The sequence below is a fragment of the Luteibacter sp. P4_D7_3 genome (assembly GCF_056401735.1).
Map to the genome: position 1 here is coordinate 1 of NZ_JBFUIT010000360.1, position 3726 is coordinate 3726.

Here is a 3726-nt window from a genome sequence, read left to right on the forward strand (position 1 = left end):
ATCTCACCCTGCTGTTCCTCCGCCTCGGACAGATCCCGTTGCGGCTGGCGACGTACTACGAGTATGTGCGGGCGCTCAACCTACCGCAGGTGCGACCGTACGCGTGGAAGATCGAGACGGCCGGCGTGCTTGGTTTCGCTATCCCGCTGATTCTCTGGTTTGTGGTGGTGTACTTCCTCACGAAGAAGAAGAAACAGGCCATTCACGGCGATGCCCGTTTCGCCAATGGCGGCGACCTTCGCAAGCAGAAGATGCTCTCGCCCGCGCCCAACGGCATCCTCGTCGGCAAGTACAAAGGCGACCTCGTTCGCCTACCCGGCCAGCAGTTCGTCATCCTCGCTGCCCCCACCCGCTCGGGCAAGGGCGTGGGCGTGGTGATCCCCAACCTGCTCGATTACCAGGAATCGATCGTCGTACTCGACATCAAGCAGGAGAACTTCGACCTCACCAGTGGCTGGCGTAAGTCGCAGGGTCAGGAAATCTACCTGTTCAATCCGTTCGCCGAAGATCGGCGCACGCATCGCTGGAATCCGTTGAGCTACGTCTCCAAGGATCCCGCGTTCCGCGTTTCTGATCTCATGAGCATCGCCTCGATGCTCTACCCGGATGGCTCGGACGAGCAGAAGTTCTGGGTCAGCCAGGCGCGTAACGCCTTCATGGCCTTCTCGCTTTACCTCTGCGAAAAGTGGGAAGACGACGAGCGAAAGAATCGACCCATGGCCGTCCGCAGCAAGCCGACACTGGGCATGATCTATCGCCTCTCGTCTGGCGACGGCACCGACCTGCGCGAGCTGTACACCGCCCTGTCGAAGGAATCCTTCCTGAGCGCGAACGCGCAGTCCGCCTTCGCCAACATGCTGTCACAGGCCAACGAGACCTTCGCATCGATCCTTGGCACCTTCAAGGAACCGCTGAACGCCTGGATCAACCCGGTGCTGGACGCTGCGACCAGCGAGGACGACTTCCTCCTGACCGATGTGCGCAAGAAGCGCATGACGATTTACATCGGCATCCAGCCGAACAAACTCGCCGAGAGCCGGCTGATCGTGAACCTTTTCTTCAGCCAGCTGATCAACCTCAACACCAAGGAACTGCCGCAGAACAACCCGGAGCTCAAGCACCAGTGCCTGCTGCTCATGGACGAGTTCACGTCCATCGGCAAGGTGGAGATCATCGCTTCGGCGGTGTCGTATATGGCTGGCTATAACATCCGCTTGCTCCCGATCATCCAAAGCATGGCGCAGCTGGACGCCACCTATGGCAGGGACGTATCGCGCACGGTGATCACCAACCACGCGCTGCAGATCGTCTTCGCACCGCGCGAGCAGCAGGATGCCAACGACTACTCCGACATGCTCGGCTACACCACGGTACGCCGCGAGAACATCACCAAGAATAAGAACGGTGACGTATCCAGGAGCCACTCGGAAGAGAAGCGCGCGCTGATGCTTCCGCAGGAGCTGAAGTCGATGGGCACGGACAAGGAAGTGTTCCTTTACGAAGGCATTCCACATCCGGTGATGTGCGAGAAGATCCGGTATTACGAAGACAAGTATTTCACTTCACGGTTGATGCCAAAAGCGACCGTGACACCACTTACCATATGAGTTGCAACACGTCGCCCCGATGGACGACATCTTCTTCAGGGAACAAGGAAAGCACGATGTCTGATTCACGTCACCCTGGGCGCGCTCGCGCCGCCCGCCTTCTGGCCGTAAGCCTGACCCTCGCACTGGCGCCCTGCGCTGCCGTGCACGCCGCCGATGCCTGTGAGGCTTCGTTTCAGGCCAGCGGCGACGAGGCCACCGGCCTGGTCTTCGATGCCCGCATCAAGATTCCGCAATTGCGCATTAGCGATGCGCTTATGAAAATGCGAGACATCGCGACGGCGGATGGCTTTGAGGTCGGCAAGGACGTCATCGGCAATGGGAAAGGCATGCTCATGCTGGTGCAAAAGCCCGGCAAGAAGACCCGCCCGTTCGGCATCGAAGTAAATGCAAACGACCAGGGCACCGTCTCGATGACCGCTCACATGCCTCCGGGCATGCAAGCGACGTCCGAAAACATCCGCCCGGCGATGTGCGGCATGCTGGCCCGACTGCAGTCGTCGGGTGGTGAGACGGGTGGTGGCACGTCGCTCGGATCGCTTGCAACACGCAGTGACACGTCCGCGCCGGCCGCGGCTGGTGGGACGATGCCGGCCCCGGTCACGCCTGAAGAGTCTTCGCGCATCTGCACGGCGAACGTCGAGGGTCTGACTGGCGAGGTAGACGACACGCGTCCGGTTTTCGCAACGTGGACGCTCGGCCCCGGTGGCGACGACGCGCGTGCCGCTCTTGAACGCGTGAAGAAGGGCGCCGGCGGCATGTCCGATCTAAGGGTCGGAAACGATAGCTACGCTGGCAAGATCGGCCGCCTCGACGTTGATGTCGTCTCGACGTCGTCGTACGTCGACTCAAGCTCCAGTAGCAAGGACGGTGAAACGCCGCCCTTCCCTGTCCACATCGAATACGACGCTGGCATGGCGGCTATTTCACTCACTGCTCAACCGAGGGCGGGTCGCAAGATGAACGCGGGGCGCATCGGCTATCTCATGTGCACGCTAGCGGCCATGGCCAATCAGGCGGCCAAGCCAGAGAAGCCCAGAGGCTACCTCAGCCGGGCCCTCATTCCTTCATTCAACCGCGATCGGAGGGAAGCCGAGGGCAAGACCTCGCTACAGAGTCAGTCGCATGAAGCGCTCTATAAGCGCGCCATCTATGCTGGCAAGGCTTTCGTGATCACGCCCGCAGTGGACCTGAAAGACAAGTACGGTTCCATGACACAGAGCCAGAAGCGCGAAAAGGCCCTGATCGACTATTGGGTAGATGCGACGGCCGTCACCATGTGGCAGGACCGTGCACATCCGGACAACCAGTTGACAACCGGCTATGGCGCGAACGAATTCGCCGAAGGCTTCAGGGGCTGGACTGCCGCCATCCCCTGGCACGATAGCTTGTACACCGTCTATTTCGTGGACCCCGGCACGTATGACTTGAAGAAGGCCTCACTCGAGCTGCGGCGCGCCTCCCTCCCGACAACAACCGAGAGCCACGCAACCACTTCACCTAAGATCGGCACGGTGACGCTTGCCGCGACACTGGACACCGAGTATTACCGCACGCAGGAATGGAAGAGTGCCGATTACCGAACGACCATGGTCGACCAGCCCTATTGTGTGACGCAGCCCAATGGCAGTGGTTGCGCATATGTCGCCCACGAGCAGGTGGCGAATACTGAGATGGTCTCCCCCGCCCATTACGAGGACGTCTCTCACAAGCGCGCCGCTGGAGGCCTGGCGGTGAGCGCGACACTGACGCGGCCGTTCGCCAGCTTCACCGTGACACCCGGTGACGTCGCGCTTATCGACGGTTTCTGGGCGGACGCCGATAGTGCCGCTATCGATACGAGTGCGTGCAAGAAGGACGACTCGGACACGATTACCTGTGCCATCACGCGGTTCAGTCTCTGGCGCGTACCCGCCATGGCTAACGCGGCTGCCATGGGTCGCCAGGCCACGGCGGACATCGCGCCCGTAAAGTCAGGCATCTTCGCAGACGCCCATCCCGTGCCAGTACAGGTCACCGCCAAACCGACGGATGCAAATCCGAGCGCCATCGAAGCGCCGGGGGCCAAACGGTACGTGATCGACGCGAAATAGGTCTGACTACTTGTACTCATGTATAG

2 protein-coding genes are annotated in these 3726 nt (G+C 60.7%); both read left to right on the forward strand.

Annotated elements, in window-relative coordinates; translation table 11 throughout:
* Positions 1-1607: type IV secretory system conjugative DNA transfer family protein (locus AC1DSN_RS19810; protein ID WP_477332398.1), on the forward strand; the 1607-nt coding region annotated here is incomplete at its 5' end.
* A 56-nt stretch (positions 1608-1663) separates the two neighbouring features.
* Complete coding sequence (locus AC1DSN_RS19815; RefSeq protein ID WP_477332400.1) at positions 1664-3700, forward strand: hypothetical protein; 2037 nt, start codon at positions 1664-1666, stop codon at positions 3698-3700.
* Positions 3701-3726 lie beyond the last annotated feature (26 nt).

What these genes read in the sequence shown, in the direction of transcription:
- AC1DSN_RS19815 (WP_477332400.1), top strand. Translation starts at nt 1,664, where the DNA reads ATGTCTGATTCACGTCACCCTGGGCGCGCTCGCGCCGCCCGCCTTCTG.